Origin of the sequence: Pedobacter sp. (assembly GCF_965249885.1) — a bacterium.
Classification (GTDB): Bacteria; Bacteroidota; Bacteroidia; order Sphingobacteriales; family Sphingobacteriaceae; genus Pedobacter.
In genome coordinates this window covers 1,576,767-1,600,732 of sequence record NZ_OZ252254.1, presented here as the reverse complement: position 1 = coordinate 1,600,732, position 23,966 = coordinate 1,576,767, and the positions used below count along the sequence as shown (strand labels likewise).

Here is a 23,966-nt window from a genome sequence, read left to right as displayed (position 1 = left end):
CTCATCTCTTGCTACTATTTATAATTCCTTTGTGCTACTTTAATATTTTCGTAGTTCAATTCTTCTTTGTGTAACTCGAACTGACTCTCGCCTTTGTATTCCCAAGCGGCTACGTATGAGAAGTTAACGTCATCACGTTTAGCTTCACCTTCTTCTGTTTGGTGCTCTTCCCTGAAGTGACCGCCGCAGCTTTCTTCTCTGTTAAGGGCATCAATACACATTAGCTCACCCAATTCAATAAAGTCGGCAACACGGTGCGCTTTTTCTAATTCTGGGTTGAACTCATCCGCAGAACCTGGTACTTTAACGTCAGACCAAAATTCTCTACGCAAAGCCTGAATATCGCTAATTGCTTTTTCCAAACCTTGTCTGTTACGAGCCATACCACAATATTCCCACATAATGTGGCCTAATCTTTTGTGGAAGTGATCTACAGATTTAGTACCGTTAATGCTTAAGAACTTATCTATCGTTGCTTTAACGTTGTTCTCAGCCTCCACAAATGCAGGGTGGTCAGTAGGAATTGCTTTAGTAGCAATTTCTTTTGATAAGTAAGCACCGATAGTGTAAGGCAATACGAAATAACCATCAGCCAAACCTTGCATCAATGCCGATGCACCTAAACGGTTGGCGCCGTGGTCAGAGAAGTTAGCTTCACCTGTACAATACAAGCCTGGTATGGTAGTCATTAAATTGTAATCAACCCAAACACCGCCCATGGTATAGTGTACCGCTGGATAAATACGCATTGGTGTTTCGTAAGGATTTTCACCAGTAATTTGCGCATACATGTCGAACAAGTTACCGTATTTTTCTTTCACCACCTCACGTCCCAAGCGCATGCAGGTTTCCTTGTCAGGATTATGGTTTCCTTGTTTGCTAGCTTCGATACGTCCGTAACGCTCTGTGTTAGCGGCAAAATCCAAATACACAGCCAGTTTAGAAGCACCTACACCGTAACCTGCATCACAACGTTCCTTAGCCGCACGTGAAGCCACGTCACGAGGAACTAAGTTACCGAAAGCAGGGTAGCGACGCTCTAAATAGTAATCTCTTTCCTCTTCTGGAATATCCTGAGGTTTACGAGGATCGTCTTTTTGTTTTGGAACCCAAATACGACCGTCATTACGTAACGACTCCGACATTAAGGTTAATTTCGATTGGTGATCACCCGATACTGGGATACAAGTAGGGTGAATTTGTGTATAGCAAGGGTTAGCGAAGAAAGCACCTTTTTTGTGCACTTTCCAAGCTGCGGTAACGTTGCTACCCATTGCATTGGTAGATAAATAGAATACGTTTCCGTAACCACCAGTACCTAAAACTACAGCGTGACCGAAGTGGCGTTCTAATTCGCCAGTAATTAAGTTACGAGCAATGATACCACGAGCTTTGCCGTCAATTACAACTACATCAAGCATTTCGTGGCGGGTGTACATTTGTACTTTACCCATACCCACTTGGCGCTCTAACGCACTGTATGCACCTAATAACAGCTGTTGTCCAGTTTGTCCGGCAGCGTAAAAAGTACGTTGTACCTGTGTACCACCGAAAGAACGGTTATCTAACAAACCGCCATATTCACGAGCCAAAGGCACACCTTGAGCCACACATTGGTCAATGATGTTTACACTTACTTCCGCTAAGCGGTGTACGTTCGCTTCACGTGCCCTGTAGTCGCCACCTTTAATGGTATCGTAAAATAAACGATAAACGCTATCACCATCATTTTGATAATTTTTTGCTGCGTTGATACCACCTTGCGCTGCAATAGAGTGCGCTCTACGAGGTGAGTCTTGAAAGCAAAAACATTTTACTTTGTAGCCCATTTCAGCTAAAGTAGCAGCTGCAGATGCACCCGCTAAGCCTGAACCTACTACAATTACTTCTAAACTTCTTTTGTTTGCTGGGTTAACCAACGGGATAGAAGATTTATATTTTGTCCACTTTTGGGTTAATTCTCCCTCAGGGATATTTGAATTTAGTTTCGACATTTACTTAATCTTTTTAGTTAAACGTTTCTGTTTAGCTGATCCATCCAAAATGAACTGCAATTGGCATTAATGCAAATACTAACGGAACAATAATAGAGAACCAAACGCCAATTGTTCTTACCACTGGTGTCCACTTTTTATGGTTCCATCCCATAGATTGGAAAGCAGATTGAAAACCGTGCAGTAAGTGGTAACCTAAAGAGATTACTCCTAAAATGTAAACTGCAACCACAATTGGGCTTTGGAATATCATTACGATATTTTGGAAAGTATTGTGCTCTTGGTGCGTGTATACAGCAACCTTGGTTGGCCACCAAAAATGGTAAAGGTGCATTACCAAGAACATTAAAATTAATGTGCCCAATAAGCCCATACTACGTGAGTACCATTTGCTGTTAGCCTCGGGCTTGTTGTAAGCATATTTTTGAGGTCTGGCAGCATTGTTTTGTTGCGTTAAAATTAACGACTGTACAATGTGCAGAATGATGCCCAAAAATAGGCCAATTTCCAAAATGCGAACGATAATGTTATGCCCCATGAAATCGGCAGCTACATTAAATGTTTCGCCTCCATCATTTAAAAAAATCAGCGCATTTATAGATACGTGTATAATAAGGAAAGAGATCAGAAATAAACCCGTTAACCCCATTACAAACTTTTTACCTATAGATGATGTAAAAGCTTTACTTAAACTACTCATTAGATTTGGTTATTTAATTAATTCTAGTGTGCAAAAGTATTTAAAATATGATTTAAAATAGTAACCACAACAACAAAAACACGATAAAGCACTTATTTAGAAACGTTCTAAAAAAAATGAGCTTTTGGCAACGTTTGCGCTTGTACTTTAAGTAGTTAATTTAAAAATGAGCGGCATTATTTTCATCGGTAAGAGTAGCCCTGCTGTACGCTGCTATCTTTTTGCTCTGGGCTGCCTGTCATCCCGAGGAACAGCCTGCCCCGAAACTTCGGAGAGGAATCTATTTCTGCATGGCTAGACCAACAGATCCTTCTCCCGAAACTTCGGGATCAGGATGAGAGATAAACAAAAAGTATATCCGCTGCCATCAGGTTTAGTTGACACAAAAACGTGCAACGAAACTTAGCGTTCTTTGCGGTTCTCTTGTTCTTCTTTGCGTTAAAATTAACCGCAAACTTTTTTTAAGTTTTTGACAAAGTGCCGCAAAGGAATAGGTCGCCTTTCATTCCAATTTGCTTTTCGCTTCAATTAGAAGTACTTTTATACTATTATTAAAAATATCAATTGGATTTTAAAGAATTTGGATTTAATGCGGAGCTTTTAGAAGGCCTGCTAGCAATGGGTTTCAAGAACGCTACTCCTATACAACAACAAGCTATTCCTATCATTACTGCGAATAAAGACTTGATAGCTTGTGCACAAACGGGTACGGGCAAAACAGGAGCCTTTTTGCTGCCCATTATGAATATGCTTACGCAAAAGCACGAGCGTCATAACAATGTGCTGGTGCTTACACCAACAAGAGAACTTGCTCAACAAATCGATCTACAGGTAGAAGCACTTTCATATTTCACCAACATCAGCTCGCTAACAGTATACGGCGGCGGAGATGGGGTAGCCTATGAGCAACAAAAGCGCTCCATGCGTGAAGGGGTTGATATTATCATTGCAACGCCTGGAAGGCTGATCTCTCACCTTGCTTCAGGTCTTTTAAAAATGGATAAACTGGAGCATTTGGTGTTGGATGAAGCGGATAGGATGCTGGACATGGGTTTTTATGAAGACATCATGAAAATTGTAGGTTACCTGCCGAAGGAGCGCCAAACAGTGATGTTCTCCGCCACCATGCCTCCAAAAATAAGGAAGTTAGCAGGCAGTCTACTAAAAGAACCTGAGCAAATTAATATCTCTATTTCTAAGCCAGCGGAAGGTATTAATCAGCAAATTTATTTGATTCACGACGAACAAAAGGTACCATTGTTAACTGAATTGTTAAAATCGGCTACTTACAATCGCATCATTGTTTTTGCCGGACGTAAAGAAAAAGTGAAGGAATTGGGTAAGGTGTTCCGAAAAATTGGATTAAAAGCAGAAGCCTTTCATAGTGATTTGGAGCAGAAGGAACGTGAAGCCATTATGCTCGACTTTAAAAATGATAAGTTGAATGTGTTGATTGGTACGGATGTGTTGAGTAGGGGTATCGACGTAACAGGGATTGATTTAGTAATTAACTACGATGCACCACAGGATCCTGAAGATTATATTCACCGCATTGGTCGTACGGCAAGGGCGGCTACCACAGGCACCGCAATTACTTTGGTAAACCCTAAAGACAAAAGGCGTTTGGCTAATATCGAAAAACTAATTGAACGACAAATAGATAGGATGCCTTTGCCTGAGCATTTTGGTGAAGCGCCAAAAGACGAGCCTACTGGAGAAAAGAAACCTTATAAAAAGAAGAAGTTTTTTAAGAAGAAACCTAAGGCGGTTTAGCCACAGATGCACAGATAATTTCATTGAAAATGACTATTTTAACAAAATAATCATTTACCAATGAATTTTATTTCTAAGCAAGAGACTTTTGAAATTATAGGTCTATATATGGAAGTGCATAATAACCTAGGAGCTGTATTTTTAGAGATAGTCTATAAAGATGCGCTTGAGTATGAATTTCAGGCTAGAATATCTTCTATCAGCGAAAAGAGTACTTTGTAAATTATAAAGGTTGTTTTGCCGCATAAGTTCTTTGCGGATTTTGTAGTTTTTAATACTATTATTTTGGAAGTTAATGCACTAGCTGTATTGCAAATGAACATGTGGCGCAAGCCATCAATTATTTGAAAGTTTCTAAAAATCGAGTTGCACTTGTTGTTAACTTTGGAGAAGTTCGCTTGAATTACAAAAGATTAATATTGTAAATCGACGCAGACATACAGATAGGGATTCTTGATATCTTAAAATTAAGATCTGTGCATCTGTGGCAAATCAAAAAAGTATGCAAAACCTTCCACCATTAGCCGAAAGATTACGTCCGCAAAACTTAGATGAATATGTAGGACAAAAGCATTTAGTGGGCGAAGGGGCTGTATTGCGAAAAGCGATTGAAAGTGGCCGTATACCATCCATGATTTTCTGGGGCCCGCCGGGTGTAGGTAAAACTACCTTGGCTACCATCATTTCCCAAAACTTAGATAGGCCTTTTTTTGCACTTAGTGCCATCAATTCGGGGGTTAAGGATGTACGTGAGGTCATCGATAAAGCTGCGGCAATGAAAGGGAGCTTCATGGGAATGCCCATCTTGTTCATTGATGAGATTCATCGCTTTAGCAAATCGCAGCAAGATAGCTTATTGGGTGCCGTGGAACGTGGCTTAGTCACTTTAATTGGCGCTACTACAGAAAATCCAAGCTTCGAAGTGATATCCGCATTGCTTTCTCGTTGCCAGGTTTACATCCTTCAAAATTTAACAGAAGAAGAATTGGTTGGCTTACTTCACACCGCCATTCAAAAAGATGAAATCTTATCGACAAAAAAAATCGACATTAAAGAACATGAAGCTTTAATTAGATTAAGTGGTGGCGATGCTAGGAAGCTACTCAACGTTTTAGAAATTGCCATTAACGGCGTTGGCGGAAATGAAATAGTGCTCACTAATGAAAATGTGTTAGCTCATGCACAACAAAATTTAGCACTTTACGATAAGGCTGGTGAACAGCATTACGATATCATTTCAGCATTCATTAAATCTATACGCGGTAGCGACCCCAATGGAGCAGTATATTGGTTGGCTAGGATGATTGAAGGCGGAGAAGATCCGTTGTTTATCGCCCGCCGTTTAGTCATATTAGCTTCCGAAGATATTGGCAACGCCAACCCTAATGCACTGTTGCTAGCCAATAATTGTTTTCAAGCTGTTAACGTTATCGGCTTTCCAGAAAGTAGGATTATTCTATCACAATGCGTAACTTACATGGCATCATCGGTAAAAAGCAATGCCGCTTACGAAGCCATTAATCAGGCGCAGGCATTAGTGAAACAAACCGGCGATTTGCCTGTGCCGCTGCACTTACGCAATGCGCCAACTAAGCTCATGAAAAATATTGGCTATGGCGCCGATTACAAGTATTCACATGCTTACGAAGGTAATTTTGAAGCACAAGAGTATTTGCCAGAAAAATTGAGCGGAACAAAATTATACGATCCCGGAAGAAACCCGGCAGAGGATAAGCTCCGCGAAAAATTAAAACAGAATTGGAAAAATAAATATAACTACTGATATATGCTGAGCACTTTTTTATCGCATCAATGGAAAGCTTTTTGGCGTAGCCGAAATAAGGCAGGGAGCATTGCCGCACAAATAGTTTTGGGTTTTTTTATGCTTTATTTCTTGGTGGTAGCTATAGGCGTAGGTTTTTGGATGACAAGCATCATTGAGAAGATTATGCCGGGCATTAGTCCCACTATAGTTTTTAACGGCTTGATTTTATATTACTTCTTGCTTGATTTGGCTATAAGGATACAAATGCAAGATCTGCCAACGTTGAGTATTGTTCCCTATCTTCATTTAAATATTTCTAGAAGAACGATCGTGAACTTTTTGAATTTACGGTCGCTATTTTCATTCTTTAATGTACTGCCGCTATTTATCTTTTTGCCATTCATTTTTATCAATATTAGTGCTGCGGGAGGGGTTGTTGATGTGGTGGTATACTTGCTATCCATACTAGGACTTATCGTTTTTAATAACTTTTTAGTGCTTTACATTAAACGAAGGGCTATCAATAATGTATTAATTTTTGCAATTGGTATTTTGGTGGTATTGGGCCTAGCCGCTTCAGATTATTACGGATTGATCTCCATTAGAGCGTTTTCCAACTTGGTGTTTCAAAACGTTGTAAGATATCCGTTTTTAGCGTTGATATTTCCATTGGCAGCATTTGCGATATTCTATATAAACGCCAAATTTTTGACTGCAAATTTGTATACCGAGGAATTGAGTTCAAAGGATGATAAAAAGGTAAGTACAGATTATCCATTCTTAAACAGCTTCGGTAGAGTGGGAGAATTAGCAGCTCTTGAGCTAAAGCTAATTTTACGACATAAGCGTTCCAGAAGTTCGGTAATTATGGGATTTCTGTTTCTATGCTACGGCTTTTTCTTTTACCGCCTGCCATTAATTGAAAATAATGAATTTGGAAAAATGTTGTTTGCCGCAGTTTTTATGACTGGAATTAACATCTCCGTTTATGGTCAATTCATGTTTGCTTGGCAAAGTGCCCATTTTGATGGTTTATTGGTAAATAAAATTGATCATCGGGATTTTATTAAAGCAAAATTTCTACTGTTCACTATTGGCAGTACATTAATTACTGCTCTTTCAGCATTTTACGGATTTATGAGCTATAAGTTATTGTTGTTGCATTTAGCTACTTACATCTATAATATTGGCGTGAGTACCATTGTGGTATTGTACTTTGCTAATTTTAACTACAAACGATTAGATATTACCAAAAGTGCAAGTTTTAATTGGCAAGGCGTTGGAGCTTCACAATGGTTACTTAGTTTGCCGCTCCTACTAATACCGTTAATTATCTACATACCTTTTGGCGTACTAAACCAACCTTACTGGGGTTTGGCAGCACTATCGCTTTTAGGGTTGCTAGGCTTGTTATTACGCAATTATTTTATCAAGATAATTGTGAACAAATTTGAAAAACAACGATATAAAATAGCCGAGGGCTTTAGAGAATAAAATTATGATTGAAGTAAAGAACTTAGTTAAAAGTTACGCTGGTCGTACGGTTGTAAATATTGAACAACTAAACATTAAAACTGGGGAAACAATAGGTCTGGTAGGTAATAATGGCGCTGGGAAAACAACTTTCTTCCGCATGTTATTGGATTTAATTCGCCCAGACGGCGGTGTTATCCTTTCCAAAGATATGGACGTTTCAAAATCCGCTTCTTGGAAAGATTATACAGCATCCTATTTGGATGAAGGCTTTTTGATTGATTACCTCACTCCCGAAGAGTACTTCGTATTTATAGGCAGCTTGCATGGGCTAAGTGCCGCCCATGTTGCAGATTATTTGAGGCAATATGAGGAATTTTTTAATGGCGAAATCTTAAATCGTGGCAAATATATCCGCGATTTTTCTAAAGGAAATCAAAATAAGGTTGGTATCGCGGCAGCGCTAATGCAGAAACCGGAACTTTTAATTTTAGATGAACCTTTCGCTAACTTAGACCCCACTACGCAAATTAGGCTAAAAAGTTTGTTGAAAAACTTAAGTCAAACGCAAAAACTAACGACGTTTATTTCTAGTCACGATTTAAATCATGTTACTGATGTTTGCAACAGAATTGTGTTGTTGGAAAAAGGTAGCGTAATCAAAGATTTTTACACCGATGAAAACTCTCTAAAGGAGCTAGAAGCTTATTTTTCAGAGTAAAGTGTATGCTATTTTGGTCAATATTATAGCCTGTTTTGCAGAAAACACAAACCAATTAGCTGCTATAACGTTTACTAGATTAAAGGGTAGTCATATTATCTATGGGTTTTTTTAGCGAATTGTAAAATTGGCATTACCTTTGACTACACAAAAAACAACATTTAATAAACGAAATAAAAAAAGATGATGACTACAAAATTTAAGACAGCAACTGTCGCTATAGCTTTATCGGTAGGTGCAATGATTTTTCAAAGCTGCGATAGCTTAAACAATACTCAAAAAGGTGCTGGTATTGGAGCTGCTGCAGGAGGTGTAATTGGTGCTTTAATTGGTAAAAAAGCAGGTAATACTGCGGTTGGAGCCGTAATTGGAGCAGCGGTTGGCGGTACTGCCGGTGGTTTCATTGGTAAAAGAATGGATAAACAGGCAGCTGAAATTAAACAAGCAATTCCAGGTGCTGAAGTAATTCGTGAAGGTGAAGGTATCATCGTGAGATTCGATAGTGGAATTTTGTTTGATTTTAACAAAACTGACCTTAAGGATGCAGCAAAAGTGAACATTCAGTCGTTAGCTTCTTCATTAAATCAATATCCAGGAACAGATGTTAAAGTAATTGGTCATACAGATAACGTAGGAACAGCTTCAGTTAACCAAAGCATTTCAGAAAAAAGAGCTGCTGCAGTAAAAACATACGCTGTTTCGCAAGGTGTTCCGGCATCTCGTTTAGTAACAGAAGGTAAAGGTTTCAACGAGCCAATTGCTGACAACTCAACAGAAGCAGGACGTGCTGCAAACCGCAGAGTAGAAATTGTAATTGTTGCTAATGAGCAATTGAAAAAAGAAGCTCAAGAAAAAGCAGGATAATTTAAATCAATTGATATAAGAAACCCCGAAGTAATTCGGGGTTTTTTTATTCGTAAATGTCTGCAAAGTACTCGATAGCTAATCCTTTAAGCAACATTTCCTGCTCCATCGAGGCGTAGGATGGTATTGGCTTAATTAATTTCCAATGCGGCCAGCCGTCTTGGTCTAAGCCTTCTAGTTCATAAAATCCCATTTCACTTAACAAACGACAAGTAGCAATGTGCATTAGCTCTTCTTTTTGTCGCTTACTAAATTTGCCAGGACCTTTTCCCAATTCCTGAACACCAATTAAAAACAAAATTACCTTAAGGTCAGGTATTTCCGAATCAAAATCCTGAGCTATCTTTTCTTGCAGCGCTTTCCATTTGATATTGATTTCGGATGCCTTCATGCTGCAAATATAGTGTTAATGAATTTTACATTATTAAAAAAGCGCTGCTTTAGTTTGTCCTAAATTTGATAAGATATTCTTCTTGTTTTAAAGGGTATCCATTTTTTGATTTAAAGCTTTTGTTGGTAATCACAAATTCATACTCCTGATTAGCTTTCAACTCTACGTTTAACACTAATGTGCTGTCGTCGTTTTCATGCCCCTTAATGCCAGTAATAGGAAAGTATATTTTTCCCCTTTCTGAGAAACTAATAGAATACTTCTTTGGGATCATAGGTTCCGAAAAATTTATTCTCAGGTCCTTTATTGTAGCATCCACATTGTTAGCTCCGTTACTAAATGGAGATAAACTCACTACTGTGGGGAGCAAATTTTGATAGGTAGTGATAATTGCTTGTTTGTCTATTTTTTCGGGAAAAAAATGCGACTTCTCTAAAAAATGCTCTACCGAGCTTTCATTGGCGAAATCCAATTCGATGATATCCCTAATGGCTTGGGTTTTGTCATTCGCTTGATGATAGTATGCTTTACAGATTTCATAGCCAATATAATAGCCTAAATCTGCATCTTCTGGTCTTTGCCTACCATTGTAAAGCCAGTTTTCGAAATTGTTGGAAAACATTTCTCTTTTGAAAAGCGCCTTTATGCTTGTAGCATTGGCCTTGCCATAGCTTAAATATTTAGTATTAAGTGGTTTTTGCATTGCTAATTCAGCTACGAAATCGCAAGCGCCTTCTCTAATTACCTGGCTTAACAAGCTGGAGCCATTTTGATTTTGTTGGGTGTGGATATATTCGTGGATATTGAGATAAACAATGTTGTCTAGTGATTGCTCTTTAAATACGTTCTTAAACCAGTCGTTGTCAAATTCCGAGACATCAGTTGTTGCATTTCCAGTTGCAATTTCGGCACCTACGAGTATCATATTATTTTTTACCGTCCCGCCTGAACGCAATGCGCCAATCGTGAAGTAGATTTCTGCGGGTTTCAAATCGGGGTAAATTGCTTTCAACTTTTTAATCCCTTCTTCCAATTCGGTGGTTTTATGTTTTACGGTAAGGGTATTGGGTCTTATCGAATTCCAGAATTTAGGAAGTTTATCAATAAGCGCTATCCAAAGGGTATCGTTATATTGCCTGGCAGCCATAAAAGCTTTCAGCCCCTTGCTACCTTTATTAATGTATTCCGAATTGATGATCTTGATCTTATTTGATAAATCACTTGTTTTTTGAATGGCATCATAAGCTGTCCAAAAATTGTCAATATCTGTAGTGTGTATCAAGCTAGGTTTTTGAGCAACTAGGCTTTTGCAAAACACGATTAAAACTAGCGTAATTAAGATGTGTCTGTTCATATCGTTATATGACAACATCAAAAGTTACGATGTTTCATGTTCGGCGAAATAAATTTATCTCGTTTCTAAATCGTTTCAATTTGATATGGATGTTAAATTTCTAGCTTTGTAACATGAGGTCGAAAATAAATGTTGGCTTAATGGCCTACGGAATGTCTGGTAAGGTATTTCACGCACCCTTTATCGCTGCTAATGATGGCTTTAATTTTGTAGCCGTTACAGAGAGGAGTAAAAAACAAGCGGAAAAAGATTATCCAGGCGTGATTAGCTACGATAGTATTGACCAACTGATTTCCGATGAAAACATTGATCTCATTATCATCAACACCCCAAATTACACACATTACGAGTATGCGAAAAAGTGTTTGTTGGCGGGTAAACATATTTTGGTTGAAAAACCATTTACGGCAACAACAGTGCAGGCTGCAGAGCTTTTTGAATTAGCTAGGCAGGTTGGAAAAAAGGCTTTAGTTTATCAAAATAGAAGGTTTGATAGCGGATTCAAAATCACCAAACAAATTATCGAAAGCGGGCAATTAGGTAAACTAACGGAGGTTTACTTCAGATTCGATAGATATAGAAATGAAATTGGCCCTAAGCTTTTTAAAGAGGACAGCACTTTTGAAGCCAGCGGTTTACAATATGATTTGGGTCCACATCTGATTGATCAGGCGGTGGCTTTATTTGGTAAGCCTGAAAGATTTTATAAAGTTTTGGCCAGCAACAGACAAGAAAGTCAAGTAGACGATTACTTTTTCATTCATTTAGCGTATCCTAATCAATTGAATGTGTATTTAACCGCAACGTTGCTAGCAGCAGATATTCCTCCGGCCTTTGTAGTGAATGGATCAATGGGTTCGTTTTCAAAAAATCACGGCGACGTGCAGGAAGCTCAACTTTTAAATGGAATGAAGCCAACAGATAAAGGCTATGGCGTGGAAGGGCAAAGTGATGCAGGAAAGTTGACTTTGGTAACTGGTGCTAATGAAAGAAAGGTGGAGGTATTAACATCGCCGAAAGGCAACTATGGAGAGCTGTTCGAGGCTGTGTATCAAACTATCACAAATGATGTGCCTTATCCAATTACTGAAGCGGATATCATTGCACAATTGGCAATTTTAGAATCTAAATAAAAATACTTTTTCAATAAAAAGTTTGGTTTGCTGTATTAATCGAAATTCGGCAGTTAGTCAATCCAGTCGGTATAAATTATTTATACTTTTGGACGACCAAATACAATTCAAATGTCCGTTTATCAAATAGGAGAAGGAACGCTAACTATTGCTGTTTTAAAACAAATAATTGAAGCAAATCAGCATATTCAACTTTCCAAAGAAGCTACTGAACGAATCCTAAAATGCAGGCGATACCTCGATGAAAAATTAAATAAAACAGAAGAACCGATTTACGGCATCAATACTGGTTTTGGTTATTTGCAGCATGTTAAGGTAGCGGCAAATCAGCTTACGCAATTACAGCATAACTTGCTATTGTCGCATGCTTGTGGCACTGGCGAGGAAGTGCCTAAACCTATCGTGAAATTGATGTTGCTGTTAAAAATTCAGTCGCTGAGTTATGGGCATTCAGCTGTTGCGCTAAGTACGGTACAGCGTTTAATCGATTTTTTTAACCACGATATTTTGCCAGTAGTTTACACGCAGGGATCTTTAGGTGCATCAGGTGATTTGGCTCCCTTGGCGCATTTGGCTTTGCCGTTGATAGGTGAAGGCGAGGTTTGGTACAAGGAAGAAAAAGTTCCGAGTGAAAAGCTAAACCAGCGAATGAATTGGCAGTCACTAACTTTGCAGAGCAAGGAAGGCTTAGCGCTAATTAATGGTACGCAATTCATGAGTGCTTATGGAGTGCATTGCCTGTTGCAGGCTGAAAATCTGTTGGCTTGGGCCGATGCCATTGCTGCTACAGCGATTGATGCTTTTGATTGCCGTATTGATCCATTCTTGAATTTGAGCCACGTGATTCGCCCGCATGAAGGTCAGTTAACGACAGCTAATAATATCAAAAATTGGTTAGAGGGGAGCGAATTGATAGCACAGCAAGGCAAGCAAACGCAGGATCCCTATTCGTTTAGATGCGTACCTCAGGTACATGGCGCAAGTAAGGATAGTGTAGCGTATATCCAATCTGTTTTTGAAACGGAAATCAATTCTGTTACTGATAACCCAAATGTATTTCCTGATGAAGATTTGATTATCTCCGCAGGAAATTTCCATGGTCAGCCGCTGGCTTTAACACTTGATTTTTTGTGTATGGCATTGGCCGAAATTGGATCTATCTCTGAACGTAGAACTTTCCAACTGATTTCGGGCACTAGAGGATTACCGCCGTTTTTGGTAAAAGAAGCAGGATTAAATTCGGGATTGATGATTACGCAATACACAGCAGCATCAATTGCCAGCGAAAATAAGCAGTTGTGTACGCCTGCATCTGTAGATAGTATAGTAAGTAGCAACGGACAGGAAGATCACGTAAGCATGGGCGCAAATGCGGCAACCAAATGCTTGCGAGTGGTTGGAAATGTGGAGCGTATTTTAGCAATAGAATTGATTACTGCTATGCAAGCCTTGGAGTTGCGGAGGCCATTGAAATCGTCGCTGAAAATTGAGCAGTTATTAGTTGATTTTCGAACTGTGGTTAAGTTTAATGAGGCAGACAGGTTGTTGGCTGGAGATATTTCCCGAAGCGTACAGTTCATTAGAACCAACCAGCCTTAGCTATTAATCGAAAAAGACCTTTGCGATTTGCTTCACTTTGCGGTTATCAATTCTGAATTAAGTTCAGAATGAAGTGCTTGGTTTGGTATTGCTTTTCGAGATCTTGCCTGCATGATAGGTTAATTCAAGCCTTAGCTAGTTGCAATCCTATATTGTAAATTATAGGCTTAAGCTGTAGGCTCTGTAATAGCGTTAAATATTTTTTATATTTGGTTTACCTATGACAGCCAAACAACTTTTTACCTCTGTAGCTGATGACATGGTGGTGAACAAAATCTACGAGATAAGAAATCAAAAAGTAATGCTAGATCGCGATTTAGCGGAGCTTTATAATGTTGAAACAAAAAGATTAAATGAGCAAGTTAGAAGAAATATAGATAGGTTTCCCGATGATTTTATGTTTCAATTAACTGAAAGTGAATGGGAATCTTTGAGGTCGCAATTTGCGACCTCAAAGGCTGGAAGAGGAGGAAGAACTTATTTGCCTTATGTTTTCACCGAACATGGTGTATTGATGTTATCGAGCGTTTTAAACAGTCCACAAGCGATACAAGTTAATATTCAAATTGTACGGATTTTCACTAGATTAAGAAATTTGCTTAGCGAACACTCAGAACTCAAATTGGAAATTGCTGATATTAAAAAGCACCTACAAAACCACGACAAAAACATTGAGCTGGTTTTTAGTTATCTAGATAAGCTCATTGATAAGGAAAACCAGCCGAGAAAACGTATTGGTTTTAAACCCGACGATTTGTAGTAGTAGTAGTGCTCCAACCAGCAACAATCGCAAACTCGTTTAAATTATACTTTGCAACATTGATATCCTGTATTACAAAGTTATAGCCTTCAGCTGTGAGCTCGGCTAAATTTACACTTTGCGATCTTCTTTACTTTGCGGTTTATAGATTTCTCGCTCTTCGAGATTTGCAATCTCGAAGCACTATCATAGGATTTTTAATCCTAACCGTGATTAGATTAAAAGGATTGCAAATCCTTGTATACGAATTCCAGATTACAAATCTGGAATAGCTTCATTAGCTTTGACAAACCTCTAGCAAGTTGGCTAGAGGTTTGTCAAAGCTTGCCATTGGCACAGGTTTTATTAATTAAACCTGATTGCAGTGGAAATACTTTTGCTTGAGATTACCTAGTATCTTGCAGTAACAATCACGGCAAAAGATTGCAACGAAAAGCAGGGCTTTCGGATCCGACACGCTGCTACAATTGCTTTTCAAAATATCAATCTTAGCAGGTACAGCCTATAACCGATAACTAAATCCAAAATTTTTCTACGCCAACTATTTGGTAATTAAACAAATCTCCCTATCTTTGCAGTCCCTAAAAAACTGGGGAATTATATATTTTTTAACAAATTAAATAAAAGCAAGTGAATACGTTAAGTTACAAAACTGTCTCTGCGAATGCTAAAACCGTTAACAAACAATGGGTTGTAGTTGATGCTGAAGGAGAGATTTTGGGGCGCTTGTCTTCTAAAATTGCAATGATTATTAGAGGAAAAAACAAGCCTGAGTACACCCCACACGTAGACTGCGGTGATAACGTAATTGTTATCAATGCAGACAAAGTTAAGTTGACAGGCAGCAAAATGGTTGATAAAACCTATGTGCGCTATACTGGTTATCCAGGTGGTCAGCGTTTCATTTCTCCAAAAGAGTTGTTGGCAAAACACCCTGAGCGTGTGGTAGAGAAAGCAGTGCGTGGTATGTTACCTAAAACCAAATTAGGCAAGAAGTTATACACTAACTTATTTGTTTATGCTGGTGCTGAGCATCCTCATACGGCACAATCGCCAAAAACCATTAAACTTTAATTAAAAGTAAAAGAGAAAAGAAATGTCAACAACAAATACTTCTGGTAGAAGAAAAACTGCAGTTGCTCGTATCTATTTAAAAGATGGCAACGGTGCTGTTACCGTAAACGGTAAAGATTATAAAGTATATTTCCCAACCCTACCTTTACAATACATTGTTAACCAAGCTTTCGAAGTTGCGGAAGTTGCTGGTAGATATGATGTACAAGTAAACGTAGCTGGTGGTGGTGTTAAAGGACAAGCTGAGGCTGTTCGTTTAGCAATTGCTAAAGCTATTGTTGAATTAGATGCTGAGAAAAAATCTGCGCTACGTGCTAAAGGTTTAATGACCCGTGACATGCGTATGGTTGAGCGTAAGAAACCAGGACGTGCGAAAGCTCGTAAGAGATTCCAATTCAGTAAACGTTAATCTTAAGGAGACAATACAATGGCAAGAACAACATATCAAGACTTATTGGATGCAGGTGTACACTTTGGTCACCTTACCCGCAAATGGAATCCAAAAATGGCTCCTTACATTTTCATGGAGCGCAATGGTATCCACATTATAGATTTAAACAAAACTTTAGCTAAAACTGAAGAAGCTGCTTCGGCGATTAAACAAATCGTAAAATCTGGTCGTAAGATCTTATTTGTAGCTACTAAAAAACAAGCTAAAGAAATTGTAGCAGAGCAAGCTAAAAAAGTAAACATGCCTTTCGTAACTGAGCGTTGGTTAGGTGGTATGTTAACTAACTTCGCTACTGTACGTAAGTCAATCAAGAAGATGTCTAACATCGACAAGATGACTAAAGATGGTACTTACGCTATTCTTTCTAAAAAAGAGCGTTTGATGATCCAACGTGAGCGTATCAAATTAGAGAACCTTTTAGGTGGTATTGCTGATTTGAACCGTTTACCTGCGGCTATCTTCTTAATCGACGTGAAGAAAGAGCACATTGCTGTTGCTGAAGCTTTGAAATTAAACATTCCTACTTTCGCAATGGTGGATACTAACTCTGATCCTTCAAACATCGATTTCCCTATTCCAGCAAATGATGATGCTACTAAATCAATCTCTTTGATTACTGACATCATTGTTAAAGCTATCGAAGAAGGTTTAGATGAGCGTAAACGTGAGAAAGATGAAGAAGCAGAGAAAGAAGCTGTAGCTGCTAAAGCTGCTGCTGATGCTCCTGAAGCTCCGGCAAAAAAAGCGTCTAAAAAAGAAGCTGCTGAAGTAGAGGCTTCATCTGAAGATAATACAGAAGCTTAATTTAAGTGTAAGTTGTGGGTTTTAAGTTATATGTTTTACAACGTATAACCTATAACTTACAACTTATCACATTTTATAGAAAATCAAAACATTAAATAAAGATGTCTACAGTACAAATTTCTGCGGCAGATGTAAACAAATTACGTCAACAAACAGGTGCCGGTATGATGGATTGCAAAAAAGCATTAGTAGAAGCCAATGGCGATTTCGAAGCTGCTGTTGATTTATTGCGTAAAAAAGGCCAAAAAGTATCAGCTGCTCGTTCGGGCAATGCTACTTCTGAAGGTTTAGTATTAATCAACGTTTCGGCTGATGGTACCAATGGTAAATTAGTAGCTTTAGCTTGCGAAACTGAACCTGTTTCTAAAGTTGAAGATTTCCGTAACCTAGCTCAAACTATTTTAGCTACAGCTGTTGCTAATAATCCTGCTACTGCTGAAGAATTGTTAGCTATTACTTTGGAAGATGGACGTACAGTTGCTGAAACTATCACTGAGCTAACTGGTAAAATTGGCGAGAAAATCGTTATCCAAGAGTATGCAAACATCTCTGGTGAGCAAGTAGTTTCTTACATCCACTCAAACGGTAAAATGGGTGTATTAGTTGTATTTGAAGGTGCTAACGGTACAGATATTACTGAAGCTGGTAAAGATGTTGCAATGCAAATTGCTGCAATGAGCCCAATTGCTGTTGATAAAGATGGCGTTGATGCTGCTACAGTTGAGCGTGAAATCGAAATCGCTAAAGACGTAATCCGTCAAGAAGGTAAACCAGAAGAAATGGTTGAGAAAATCGCTGCTGGTAAATTGAACAAATTCTACAAAGACAGTACTTTATTAAACCAAGAGTTTGTTAAAGACGGTTCTATGGACGTTCGTAAATTCTTGGACAATACTGTAAAAGGATTAACCGTTACTTCTTTCAAACGTGTACAATTAGGTGCTTAATTTTTAAGCCCAAATGAAATATGAAATCCCGATTTTACATCGGGATTTTTTGTTTTATAACATTTTGGTAAACTTGTAAATGCAATTGCTACAAAACCAAAACGTTTTCCTGCCCCAAGGTTTACAAACTTCACAAGATATTACCGTTGAAAATGGCTTGATTAAAGCTGTAGAAAAAAGTCAAAGTGCGCTCAAATCAGCTCATTATTTGCTTCCCGGATTTGTTGATCTGCAAATTTATGGTGCAGCTGGAAAGCTTTTCTCTGCCGAACCATCTCTCGATAATATTAGAATTATAGAAGATCAGCTTTTGCAGGAGGGTACCACGAGTTTCCTAATCTGTTTAGCTACCAATACTCCGGAGGTCTTCAATCAATGCATTGATGTAATTAAAGCTTACAGGAGCAGTGCCAGAAATTGTTTGGGCTTACATTTGGAAGGGCCATTCATCAACCCCGAGAAAAGGGGAGCACATGTAAAGGAATATATCCGCAAGGCCAGCTTAGATGAAATTAAGGCCCTCCTCAACTTTGGTGATAGTACCATTAAAATGATGACGCTTGCGCCAGAGCTGCAGGATGATGAAGTAATCCAGTATTTGCTAGATCATGATGTTGTAGTTTCACTGGGACATAGCAGCGCTACTTTTGATCAAGCTACTCAGGCCTACAATAAGGGCATACAAACCACCACACATTTGTTCAACGCGATGTCACCTTTGCAGCATCGTGCACCGGGCATTCCAACTGCTGTAATGAATCATCCGACTGCCATGGCAAGTATCATTACCGATGGACTCCATGTGGATTTTGAAGTAGTGAAGATGGCTGCCAAGTTGATGAAAGAGCGTTTGTTTATCATCACGGATGCCGTTACCGAATGCAATGAAGGTCCGTACCAGCACCATGCGGTTGACGGAAAGTTTGTAATGCCTGATGGCACCTTATCGGGTTCAGCGATGACCATGTTGCAATCTATCAAAAACTGTGTGCAGCATTGCGATGTTTCATTTGCTGATGCTGTAAATATGGCTAGTTATTATCCCGCAAAGCTCATCGGTAAGGAAAGCATCATAGGAAGTTTGAAAGTTGGAAAAGAAGCAAACATGGTAATGTTAAGTGAACAACTGGAGGTGCTAAATGTGTTTTACAAGGGCGAGGAAATTAAAAGTGAATAAAGCAGCAGCAAATTAAAAAAACTTAATAATTTTGCCTTTTATGAAGTATAAACGTATCCTCCTCAAGTTGAGTGGCGAATCGCTTATGGGCGAAAAGCAGTATGGTATTGATAATGAAAGAGTTAAGCAGTACGCTGAAGATATCAAAGCAGTACACGACCAGGGCTTAGAAATAGCAATTGTAATAGGAGGAGGAAACATTTTCAGAGGCTTAAGTGCTGAAAAATCTGGAATGGACAGGGCGCAGGCTGACTATATGGGTATGTTAGCCACCGTGATTAATAGCATGGCCTTGCAAGATGCACTAGAGAAAGTAGGATTAAAAACACGTTTGCTTTCGGCAATTAAAATGGAGCAGATTTGCGAACCGTTTGTACGCCGTAGAGCTGTGCGTCACTTAGAAAAGGGACGTGTCGTGATTTTTGGTGCAGGTACAGGAAACCCATATTTTACCACTGATTCAGCCGCTGCCTTAAGAGCTATTGAGATTAATGCGGATGTTGTGCTTAAGGGAACACGTGTAGATGGTATTTACACAGCTGATCCGGAGAAAGATGCTACAGCAACGAAATATAATCATATCACATTTAAGGAAGTTTACGATAAAGGCTTAAATGTAATGGATATGACTGCTTTTACGCTTTGCGAAGAAAACCAGTTGCCTATTATTGTGTTTGATATGAACAAACATGGTAACTTCATGAAAATTGCCAAAGGCGAAGAAATAGGTACTTTGGTACAGGGTTGATGAAATTCTTAATTTTTCTGTTGCTGACTACACCAGCGCTTGCACAAACAATATTTAGTATTAAAGATGAAAACAAAGCTCCTATTTCGGGAGCTTCTGTTTTCTTAATGGGTGATGAAAATAAACTGATCGCAATCTCAGATTCTATTGGCACCCTTCAAATAAAGTTGATCGAGAAAAGCAGTTACCTTATCCATTTGATAGGCTATGAGGACAAAATTTGTTCTAATATAGAATTGGCTTCAAACCAAACGGTTGTATTAAAAAGCAATATTTATCAGCTAAATGAAATTGTTGTTCCTCCGGTTAAGCTAAAGCGGGTAAAACTAATCAACAAGCCTGAAAACTGGAGCTTTGGAGAAAGCAACAATGTTAAAACTACGTTTGAAAGGGTTACTCCTGTATTGATAGAAAACGAAGGATATCTGAGAAGATTTACACTTTTTACAAACCAAAACATCAAAGGAGAGGTCAGGATATTTAGATTTATAATCCATGAAAATGACAATGGGATACCGGGGAAATCAGTAATCAACAAAAATGTAATTGGAGCTATTAAGGACGGAAAAATGATTTTCGATCTAGATAGTCTTGGATTATTTTTAAATAGTGGAAGTTATTACATAGGGTATGAGACTCAAAACAATGGAAACTTTAGTAATCATGCAAAAAAATTGGAAACAAAAAAGGGAACATATTTGGAATACCCTATGATATTTATAAAGGGTAAATCTACTTCCGATCCTAAAGCGTTTTACAGAAGTAATCTAAAAAACTGGGTGGAAATGACATGGAGCGATGAGAAAGCCGGGAAAAAAGGCTTTAACGATTTTGCTTACGAGTTAGAAATGGATGTTAATCGCTAGCTAAATAGCTTCATTTTTTATATTTTTGTATCAAATCACAAAGAACGATGAATGACCTCATAAAGAAACAGTTGAACGATGCGCAGGCTAACATGGAAAAAGCGCTGTCGCATTGCGAGTCTGAACTGACAAAGATTAGAGCTGGAAAGGCATCTGCTGGTATGTTGGATGGAATTATGGTGGAATATTACGGCAACCCAACGCCTTTAGCGCAAGTGGGTGCAATTAATACTCCCGATGCTCGTACAATCATAATTCAGCCTTGGGAAAAAAATATGCTAATCCCAATTGAGAGAGCGATTATGGAAGCAAATATTGGTATCAATCCTCAAAACGATGGCTCAATTATTCGCTTAGTTGTTCCACCTTTAACTGAAGAGCGCAGGAAAGAACTGGTTAAAAAAGTGAAAGAGGAAGCTGAAAAAGGTAAAATTGCCATTAGAAATATCCGTAAGGATGCTAATGAAAAGATAAAGAAGCTGAAAGCTGAAAGTGTATCAGATGACGAAATCAAAGTAGGTGAGGGCGAAGTGCAAAAAGTTACTGATGCTTACATTGTTAAGGTTGATAAGCACGCCGAACTGAAGGAAAAAGACATCATGACGGTATAATACGAATCACAATATCGTTGAAATGTAATATAAAAGGGAACGTAACTCAGCTACGTTCCCTTTTCCTATTTTTGTACCCCAATCATACAAAACGAAAATGAACTTATTACTGGAGTATCTTAAAGCCCATAAATGGGTGGTAGTGCTTGCGCTATTTCTTGCAGCCGTTAATATAGGTTTCTCTTTAATGGATCCTTATTTTACTGGTCGCATTGTAGATCGTTTCATCGAAAGAAAAGACGAACTTGATCGCTCATCCTACGTTTGGGGCGTACTAGGCTTGGTAGGCTTGGCGGTTGGTGCAGCAATGATATCTCGTATCGCTAAAAACTTTCAGGATTATTTCACCAATATCATCGTTCAAAAGGTTGGGGCTAAAATGTATGCCGACGGATTACAACACTCCTTAGAACTCCCATATCAGGTGTTTGAGGATCAACGCAGTGGCGAAACTTTGGGCATCCTACAAAAGGTGAGGATAGATTGCGAGAAATTCGTTACCTCATTCATCAGTGTCATCTTCGTGAGTTTGGTTGGAATGGTATTCGTTATTGTGTATTCCCTATCGGTAAGTTATAAGGTTACTTTGATTTATTTGGCCTCCATTCCGGTAATTGCTTTTATCAGCTGGTTTTTAAGTAAGAAAATCAAGGTAATTCAGCGTTCTATCGTAGCAGAAACTACGGCGCTTGCGGGATCAACAACAGAATCTTTAAGAAATATTGAATTAGTTAAAAGTTTAGGTTTGGCTAATCAGGAAATTGAACGCTTAAATAAAACCACATATAAAATTTTAGGCCTGGAACTCAAAAAAGTAAAATTTGTACGTAGCATGAGTTTTGTACAAGGTACCACTGTTAACTTGGTTCGCAGTACGATGGTAGTGGTATTACTTATTCTAATCTTTGAAAACACCATTTCACCTGGTCAATATTTTTCATTCCTGTTCTACTCCTTCTTCCTGTTTGGACCGCTTCAGGAGCTTGGTAATGTGATTTTAGCATGGCGTGAAGCCGAGGTGTCATTAGGGAGGTTTAAAACGATTTTAAGCACTCCTATCGATAAAAAACCAGAACACCCTGTTGCCCTGAAGAAGATTGAGCAGTTGACATTCAACGAAATTAGCTTCAAACACCTTACAGGCAAAAGTAATGCGCTAAACAATATCAGTTTTAGCGTTAACAAAGGTGAAACTATTGCATTTGTTGGCCCATCTGGCTCCGGAAAAACTACCTTGGTAAAGCTTTTGGTTGGCCTTTATCAGCCAGTTGAAGGTAAAGTGCTTTATAATCAGGTTTCTGGTAAGGAAATTAATTTAGATGAGCTAAGGGAAAAAATTGGTTTTGTAACGCAGGATACACAACTTTTTTCCGGTACTATTAGAGAGAACTTACAATTTGTGAAGCCTAATGCTACTGATGAGGAGTGCTTAAAAGTACTTCGCCAAGCAGCTTGCCATACGCTATTAGCTAGAGCCGATAAAGGTTTAGACAGTGTGATTGGTGAGGGTGGCGTTAAGGTATCTGGTGGAGAAAAGCAGCGTCTTTCTATTGCCAGGGCATTACTGCGCAATCCAGATATTTTAGTGTTTGATGAAGCTACTTCGTCACTGGATTCCATTACGGAAGAAGAAATTACAGCTACAATTAAGGATGTATCTAAGCTAAGCGAGCAGATTACCATATTAATTGCCCATCGCTTGTCAACTATTCGCCATGCGGACAAAATTTATGTGCTTGAGAAAGGCCAGATTGTAGAACAGGGCAAGCACGAAGATTTGGTAGATGAAAAAGGTTTGTACTACGCAATGTGGAGGCAGCAAGTTGGAGAGAGGTAGTTAAAATTGCTATTCCGAAGTGCTATTACTAGTACTTCGGAATGACAATAGCCAGTCTTATTTCACTATCCTTAGCAAATACTCACCGTAACCACTTTTAACCAATGGCTTAGCAATTTCCTTAAGTTGATCAGCGGTGATGTAGCCCATGCGATAAGCGATTTCTTCAATGCAGCCAATTTTAAGGCCTTGTCTTTCTTCAATAATTTGAACAAACTGGCCTGCCTGCATTAGTGAGGCGAAGGTTCCAGTATCTAGCCAAGCAGTTCCTCTACTTAATACACCAACTTTTAGCTTTCCACGGGTTAAATACTCTTTATTCACGTCCGTGATTTCATACTCGCCACGGGGAGAAGGTTTGATGTTCTTTGCAATCTCAACCACGTCATTATCGTAAAAGTAAAGTCCTGGCACCGCATAATCTGATTTCGGCTGCGTAGGTTTCTCTTCAATAGAGATCACATTTTTATTGCCGTCAAATTCAACCACGCCATATCTTTCTGGGTCTGATACTTGGTATGCGAATACTACTCCACCTTCAGGATCAGCGCTTTGTTGAAGCAACTTCGCCATTCCATCGCCGTAGAAAATATTATCGCCCAACACTAGGGCTACTTTATCTTTTCCAATAAACTCTTCGCCAATTACAAAAGCTTGCGCTAATCCGTTAGGTTCTGGTTGCACTGCGTAACTAAATTTGCAGCCCAAGTTTTGGCCGTCTCCTAATAACTTTTGGAAATTTGGCAAATCGTGAGGCGTAGAAATTATTAAAATTTCATTGATACCTGCCAACATTAAAGTCGACAAAGGATAATAAATCATCGGCTTATCGTAAACTGGCATCATTTGTTTGCTGCAAGCCAATGTTAGAGGGTGCAACCTAGTGCCGCTTCCGCCAGCAAGTATAATTCCTTTCATAATTCA

24 protein-coding genes are annotated in these 23,966 nt (G+C 38.8%); 19 read left to right on the top strand and 5 right to left on the bottom strand.

The features are described 5' to 3' along the window. Positions 1 to 14 precede the first annotated feature (14 nt). Together ACY2A0_RS06775 and ACY2A0_RS06770 are read right to left on the bottom strand one after the other, a co-directional pair. Positions 15 to 1,994: a fumarate reductase/succinate dehydrogenase flavoprotein subunit gene (locus tag ACY2A0_RS06775; RefSeq protein ID WP_461788805.1), complete on the bottom strand. Its 1,980-nt coding sequence runs from the start codon at positions 1,992 to 1,994 to the stop codon at positions 15 to 17. A 31-nt stretch (positions 1,995 to 2,025) separates the two neighbouring features. Further along, positions 2,026 to 2,694, bottom strand: coding sequence for a succinate dehydrogenase cytochrome b subunit (locus ACY2A0_RS06770; RefSeq protein ID WP_461788804.1), 669 nt, complete (start codon positions 2,692 to 2,694; stop codon positions 2,026 to 2,028). A gap of 564 nt (positions 2,695 to 3,258) precedes the next feature. Between ACY2A0_RS06770 and ACY2A0_RS06765 the strand changes: the two genes are divergently transcribed. The 7 genes from ACY2A0_RS06765 to ACY2A0_RS06735 all read left to right on the top strand — a co-directional run bounded on the left by ACY2A0_RS06765 (position 3,259) and on the right by ACY2A0_RS06735 (position 9,290). Next, positions 3,259 to 4,467, top strand: coding sequence for a DEAD/DEAH box helicase (locus ACY2A0_RS06765; RefSeq protein WP_461788803.1), 1,209 nt, complete (start codon positions 3,259 to 3,261; stop codon positions 4,465 to 4,467). A gap of 60 nt (positions 4,468 to 4,527) precedes the next feature. After that, positions 4,528 to 4,689 carry a GxxExxY protein gene (locus tag ACY2A0_RS06760; protein ID WP_461788802.1) on the top strand — a complete coding sequence of 54 codons (162 nt, stop codon included), beginning with the start codon at positions 4,528 to 4,530 and terminating at the stop codon, positions 4,687 to 4,689. Positions 4,690 to 4,775: 86 nt separating this feature from the next. After that, complete coding sequence (locus ACY2A0_RS06755; RefSeq protein ID WP_461791043.1) at positions 4,776 to 4,892, top strand: GxxExxY protein; 117 nt, start codon at positions 4,776 to 4,778, stop codon at positions 4,890 to 4,892. A gap of 77 nt (positions 4,893 to 4,969) precedes the next feature. Continuing rightward, positions 4,970 to 6,250: a replication-associated recombination protein A gene (locus ACY2A0_RS06750; protein WP_461788801.1), complete on the top strand. Its 1,281-nt coding sequence runs from the start codon at positions 4,970 to 4,972 to the stop codon at positions 6,248 to 6,250. A gap of 3 nt (positions 6,251 to 6,253) precedes the next feature. Continuing rightward, entirely contained in the window at positions 6,254 to 7,726 is a 1,473-nt protein-coding gene (locus tag ACY2A0_RS06745; RefSeq protein WP_461788800.1) for a DUF5687 family protein, read from the top strand. Positions 7,727 to 7,730: 4 nt separating this feature from the next. Next, positions 7,731 to 8,426, top strand: a complete 696-nt coding sequence (locus ACY2A0_RS06740) for an ABC transporter ATP-binding protein (RefSeq protein ID WP_461788799.1) — start codon at positions 7,731 to 7,733, stop codon at positions 8,424 to 8,426. A gap of 183 nt (positions 8,427 to 8,609) precedes the next feature. Further along, positions 8,610 to 9,290 (top strand): OmpA family protein, encoded by a 681-nt coding sequence (locus ACY2A0_RS06735; RefSeq protein ID WP_461788798.1) that lies wholly within the window; start codon positions 8,610 to 8,612, stop codon positions 9,288 to 9,290. Between the two features lie 46 nt (positions 9,291 to 9,336). Here the strand turns inward: ACY2A0_RS06735 and ACY2A0_RS06730 are convergent, their stop codons facing one another. Next, positions 9,337 to 9,681, bottom strand: coding sequence for a hypothetical protein (locus ACY2A0_RS06730; RefSeq protein WP_461788797.1), 345 nt, complete (start codon positions 9,679 to 9,681; stop codon positions 9,337 to 9,339). A 49-nt stretch (positions 9,682 to 9,730) separates the two neighbouring features. Beyond that, positions 9,731 to 11,035, bottom strand: coding sequence for a gliding motility protein GldB-related protein (locus tag ACY2A0_RS06725; RefSeq protein ID WP_461788796.1), 1,305 nt, complete (start codon positions 11,033 to 11,035; stop codon positions 9,731 to 9,733). 113 nt (positions 11,036 to 11,148) lie between these two features. Here ACY2A0_RS06725 and ACY2A0_RS06720 point away from each other — a divergent pair, with 113 nt between their 5' ends. The 12 genes from ACY2A0_RS06720 to ACY2A0_RS06665 all read left to right on the top strand — a co-directional run bounded on the left by ACY2A0_RS06720 (position 11,149) and on the right by ACY2A0_RS06665 (position 23,042). Continuing rightward, on the top strand, positions 11,149 to 12,168 hold the full coding sequence (locus ACY2A0_RS06720) for a Gfo/Idh/MocA family oxidoreductase (RefSeq protein ID WP_461788795.1): 1,020 nt from the start codon (positions 11,149 to 11,151) through the stop codon (positions 12,166 to 12,168). Between the two features lie 111 nt (positions 12,169 to 12,279). Further along, entirely contained in the window at positions 12,280 to 13,767 is a 1,488-nt protein-coding gene (gene hutH / locus ACY2A0_RS06715; protein ID WP_461788794.1) for a histidine ammonia-lyase, read from the top strand. Between the two features lie 220 nt (positions 13,768 to 13,987). Continuing rightward, a complete protein-coding gene (locus ACY2A0_RS06710; protein WP_461788793.1) occupies positions 13,988 to 14,527 on the top strand; it encodes an ORF6N domain-containing protein in 540 nt (179 codons plus the stop codon). A 630-nt stretch (positions 14,528 to 15,157) separates the two neighbouring features. Next, on the top strand, positions 15,158 to 15,601 hold the full coding sequence (rplM, locus tag ACY2A0_RS06705; protein WP_461788792.1) for a 50S ribosomal protein L13: 444 nt from the start codon (positions 15,158 to 15,160) through the stop codon (positions 15,599 to 15,601). Between the two features lie 22 nt (positions 15,602 to 15,623). Continuing rightward, complete coding sequence (rpsI, locus tag ACY2A0_RS06700) at positions 15,624 to 16,010, top strand: 30S ribosomal protein S9 (protein WP_113638386.1); 387 nt, start codon at positions 15,624 to 15,626, stop codon at positions 16,008 to 16,010. An 18-nt stretch (positions 16,011 to 16,028) separates the two neighbouring features. After that, entirely contained in the window at positions 16,029 to 16,856 is an 828-nt protein-coding gene (rpsB, locus tag ACY2A0_RS06695) for a 30S ribosomal protein S2 (RefSeq protein WP_113638387.1), read from the top strand. Positions 16,857 to 16,957: 101 nt separating this feature from the next. Continuing rightward, positions 16,958 to 17,803: a translation elongation factor Ts gene (tsf, locus tag ACY2A0_RS06690; RefSeq protein ID WP_113638388.1), complete on the top strand. Its 846-nt coding sequence runs from the start codon at positions 16,958 to 16,960 to the stop codon at positions 17,801 to 17,803. 79 nt (positions 17,804 to 17,882) lie between these two features. Further along, positions 17,883 to 18,980 carry an N-acetylglucosamine-6-phosphate deacetylase gene (gene nagA, locus ACY2A0_RS06685; protein ID WP_461788791.1) on the top strand — a complete coding sequence of 366 codons (1,098 nt, stop codon included), beginning with the start codon at positions 17,883 to 17,885 and terminating at the stop codon, positions 18,978 to 18,980. A gap of 40 nt (positions 18,981 to 19,020) precedes the next feature. Beyond that, entirely contained in the window at positions 19,021 to 19,728 is a 708-nt protein-coding gene (gene pyrH, locus ACY2A0_RS06680; RefSeq protein WP_113638390.1) for a UMP kinase, read from the top strand. After that, positions 19,728 to 20,594 (top strand): peptidase associated/transthyretin-like domain-containing protein, encoded by an 867-nt coding sequence (locus ACY2A0_RS06675; RefSeq protein WP_461788790.1) that lies wholly within the window; start codon positions 19,728 to 19,730, stop codon positions 20,592 to 20,594. The genes pyrH and ACY2A0_RS06675 overlap by 1 nt, the downstream gene beginning before the upstream one ends. A gap of 47 nt (positions 20,595 to 20,641) precedes the next feature. Beyond that, complete coding sequence (gene frr, locus ACY2A0_RS06670) at positions 20,642 to 21,205, top strand: ribosome recycling factor (protein ID WP_461788789.1); 564 nt, start codon at positions 20,642 to 20,644, stop codon at positions 21,203 to 21,205. Between the two features lie 97 nt (positions 21,206 to 21,302). Continuing rightward, positions 21,303 to 23,042 (top strand): ABC transporter ATP-binding protein, encoded by a 1,740-nt coding sequence (locus ACY2A0_RS06665; protein ID WP_461788788.1) that lies wholly within the window; start codon positions 21,303 to 21,305, stop codon positions 23,040 to 23,042. A gap of 57 nt (positions 23,043 to 23,099) precedes the next feature. Here ACY2A0_RS06665 and rfbA read toward each other — a convergent pair whose 3' ends face one another. Then, positions 23,100 to 23,960 carry a glucose-1-phosphate thymidylyltransferase RfbA gene (gene rfbA, locus ACY2A0_RS06660; protein ID WP_461791299.1) on the bottom strand — a complete coding sequence of 287 codons (861 nt, stop codon included), beginning with the start codon at positions 23,958 to 23,960 and terminating at the stop codon, positions 23,100 to 23,102. Positions 23,961 to 23,966 lie beyond the last annotated feature (6 nt).

Coding starts and splice junctions, on each gene's coding strand:
- ACY2A0_RS06740 (WP_461788799.1), top strand. CDS start 7,731: ATGATTGAAGTAAAGAACTTAGTTAAAAGTTACGCTGGTCGTACGGTT.
- pyrH (WP_113638390.1), top strand. CDS start 19,021: ATGAAGTATAAACGTATCCTCCTCAAGTTGAGTGGCGAATCGCTTATG.
- ACY2A0_RS06730 (WP_461788797.1), bottom strand. CDS start 9,681: ATGAAGGCATCCGAAATCAATATCAAATGGAAAGCGCTGCAAGAAAAG.
- ACY2A0_RS06750 (WP_461788801.1), top strand. CDS start 4,970: ATGCAAAACCTTCCACCATTAGCCGAAAGATTACGTCCGCAAAACTTA.
- rpsI (WP_113638386.1), top strand. CDS start 15,624: ATGTCAACAACAAATACTTCTGGTAGAAGAAAAACTGCAGTTGCTCGT.
- ACY2A0_RS06675 (WP_461788790.1), top strand. CDS start 19,728: ATGAAATTCTTAATTTTTCTGTTGCTGACTACACCAGCGCTTGCACAA.
- ACY2A0_RS06745 (WP_461788800.1), top strand. CDS start 6,254: ATGCTGAGCACTTTTTTATCGCATCAATGGAAAGCTTTTTGGCGTAGC.
- ACY2A0_RS06760 (WP_461788802.1), top strand. CDS start 4,528: ATGAATTTTATTTCTAAGCAAGAGACTTTTGAAATTATAGGTCTATAT.
- ACY2A0_RS06770 (WP_461788804.1), bottom strand. CDS start 2,694: ATGAGTAGTTTAAGTAAAGCTTTTACATCATCTATAGGTAAAAAGTTT.
- ACY2A0_RS06775 (WP_461788805.1), bottom strand. CDS start 1,994: ATGTCGAAACTAAATTCAAATATCCCTGAGGGAGAATTAACCCAAAAG.
- nagA (WP_461788791.1), top strand. CDS start 17,883: ATGCAATTGCTACAAAACCAAAACGTTTTCCTGCCCCAAGGTTTACAA.
- ACY2A0_RS06720 (WP_461788795.1), top strand. CDS start 11,149: ATGAGGTCGAAAATAAATGTTGGCTTAATGGCCTACGGAATGTCTGGT.
- rpsB (WP_113638387.1), top strand. CDS start 16,029: ATGGCAAGAACAACATATCAAGACTTATTGGATGCAGGTGTACACTTT.
- tsf (WP_113638388.1), top strand. CDS start 16,958: ATGTCTACAGTACAAATTTCTGCGGCAGATGTAAACAAATTACGTCAA.
- hutH (WP_461788794.1), top strand. CDS start 12,280: ATGTCCGTTTATCAAATAGGAGAAGGAACGCTAACTATTGCTGTTTTA.
- ACY2A0_RS06725 (WP_461788796.1), bottom strand. CDS start 11,035: ATGAACAGACACATCTTAATTACGCTAGTTTTAATCGTGTTTTGCAAA.
- rfbA (WP_461791299.1), bottom strand. CDS start 23,960: ATGAAAGGAATTATACTTGCTGGCGGAAGCGGCACTAGGTTGCACCCT.
- frr (WP_461788789.1), top strand. CDS start 20,642: ATGAATGACCTCATAAAGAAACAGTTGAACGATGCGCAGGCTAACATG.
- ACY2A0_RS06665 (WP_461788788.1), top strand. CDS start 21,303: ATGAACTTATTACTGGAGTATCTTAAAGCCCATAAATGGGTGGTAGTG.
- ACY2A0_RS06735 (WP_461788798.1), top strand. CDS start 8,610: ATGATGACTACAAAATTTAAGACAGCAACTGTCGCTATAGCTTTATCG.
- ACY2A0_RS06710 (WP_461788793.1), top strand. CDS start 13,988: ATGACAGCCAAACAACTTTTTACCTCTGTAGCTGATGACATGGTGGTG.